The sequence below is a fragment of the Microbacterium sp. HSID17254 genome (genome assembly GCF_003989315.1).
Classification (GTDB): domain Bacteria; phylum Actinomycetota; class Actinomycetes; order Actinomycetales; family Microbacteriaceae; genus Microbacterium.
Genome location: NZ_RBLT01000132.1, coordinates 1 through 955, shown reverse-complemented (window position 1 = coordinate 955; position 955 = coordinate 1). Strand labels below are relative to the sequence as shown.

General features: G+C 70.7%; 1 protein-coding gene. It reads right to left on the bottom strand.

The window, feature by feature from the left end:
* Positions 1-197: 197 nt before the first annotated feature.
* Positions 198-955: replication initiation protein (locus D8M34_RS18120; protein WP_126894715.1), on the bottom strand; the 758-nt coding region annotated here is incomplete at its 5' end.

Genomic DNA, 955 nt, shown 5'->3' with positions numbered 1-955 from the left:
GGGCTCAGCCACTGACGGCGCAGCAACGTCCACCGCGCTCGGGGCGCCCTGTGCCACCTCCATGGTGAACCCGCAGTACTCACTGCCCCGTGTCGGGGCGCGTCATGCCACAGCGCAGCCGTTCCGGGGTTAGTTGGCGGCGTCCCGACCGGGGTCAGTTGCAAGAGACCGTTGACAGCGTTTGCGACGGCGAGTGTTCAGCGCTCCCATCCGAACGCCTCCCACTCCACACCGCTACGAATCTGACTGGACTGCCCAGTCCTCGCAGCGCCCCTTTGCAGACCACCTTTGCGGCCGCGGGCGGTTTGGATGGCGCAGAAGGTCTGGTCGTAGGCCTTCGGGCCCTGTCGCCAGAGCCGGGACCGGGTCAGGATCCAGCGGCTGATCGAGTCCGCGATCGCCCGGACCTCCGCTGCAGGGAGCGGGTCGCTGAAGGCCTGGTTGCGCTCGGCGGCTCCGGCGCGGATCGCGGCTTCGAGCCCGGCGGGGTCGCCGAAGTGGTGACGGACCTCCCGGTAGGCCCAGCGACGGGCGGTGGTGAACAACGCGCAGTTCCGGCCCGGCCCGGCTGGGTCGAGCAGATGGGCCTTGCGGCGCATCCAGCCCGGCTCGGGCATCGACCCCGACCCCGCCAGGGGCGCGTGGAGCTCGTCGAGGCTGTAGCGGTGATAGTGCACGTGGTGGGCGTTCCAGCGCGGGTGGAACGGGTTCTTCGTCAGCAGCCCGCCGTAGTCCCGATCTCCACCCGTGGCGCGGCGGAGCCCTTCCAGGACCGAGGTCAGGTAGCCCAGCGGCTTGAGCCGGGCGTAGTCGGTCGTGGTCACCGGCTCGGCCAGCACCCACCCGAGGTGCGCTCGACCGGTCAGCGGGTTCTCCACGATCAGGTTCGGCATCGCGTGACTGCCCCACGCCGACAGGCCGCGCCGCTCAGCGTCGGGCTCGTCGCCGTCGATCA